Source organism: Desulfonatronum sp. SC1 (genome assembly GCF_003046795.1).
In the GTDB taxonomy this organism is placed as follows: domain Bacteria; phylum Desulfobacterota; class Desulfovibrionia; order Desulfovibrionales; family Desulfonatronaceae; genus Desulfonatronum.
Genome location: NZ_PZKN01000146.1, coordinates 1 through 450 on the forward strand (window position 1 = coordinate 1; position 450 = coordinate 450).

The 450-nt window shown below is 43.3% G+C and carries 1 protein-coding gene; it reads right to left on the reverse strand.

Features of this window, described 5'->3' with window-relative positions; all coding sequences use genetic code 11:
• Nucleotides 1–425 (reverse strand): two-component regulator propeller domain-containing protein (locus C6366_RS21060; RefSeq protein ID WP_199221606.1); only part of this gene is annotated, 425 nt, incomplete at its 3' end.
• Nucleotides 426–450 lie beyond the last annotated feature (25 nt).

A 450-nucleotide genomic window follows, 5' to 3' on the forward strand; every position in this document is an offset into this window, starting at 1 on the left:
CCATCTGTATTGTCAAAACTCCTGACAACTCCATCAACAGACAACATTGAGATGCCACGACTTGAACTAACCCAAACGCGTCGCTTATCGTCAGTCATCACGCTGGCTATCATCTCATTACTCAATCCGAAAATTGGCTCTATCGAAGTTATGGTATCATCGCCAAAACTTAACACGTTGAGTCCGGCACGTGTACCTATCAATAGTCTGCCAGTCTGATCACATGAGAGCGAGAGTACCTGTTCATTGAATACCTGCTTTCCATTATTGAGTTCAACGGCAACAATTTTGCCTGTTTTAGGGTCATAATAGTTTACTCCTCCTGTTGAGCCTATCCAAATCCTGCCATGCATGTCAATGGTCAGTGCATTTATTTCATCCGAAAGCAAACCATCAGCACCATTACCCTTAAAGTAACTGGTCATTCGGCCATTGCGCAAAGAGTAAAGT